At 54.3% G+C, this 269-nt stretch carries 1 protein-coding gene; it reads right to left on the minus strand.

The annotated features are described in order from the left end of the window. Window positions 1–227 (minus strand): ADP-ribosylation factor-like protein (locus tag AC0IYH_RS31800; protein WP_471838256.1); only part of this gene is annotated, 227 nt, incomplete at its 3' end. Window positions 228–269 lie beyond the last annotated feature (42 nt).

Here is a 269-nt window from a genome sequence, read left to right on the forward strand (position 1 = left end):
TCCCGAATGACCATGTTGTAGCTGCTGCTGGCCACCACGAAGATGATGGCAGTCACATCATTGAAGCACTGGATCCACTTGCGGCGCTCATCGCGCTGGCCGCCCACATCGAACATGTGGAAGTTGACTTTGTCCACCTGGAACTTGGTCTCAAAGATTCCAGAGGTCAGGACACGGCAGCGAAGCAGGTCCTGGTCACTTGGCACGTAGTCGGCCTGCTTGATCACATCAATCTTGTCCAGGAAGTACTGGGCACAGTCAATCAGCTA

It is taken from the genome of Pseudomonas sp. AC463, from assembly GCF_979253585.1.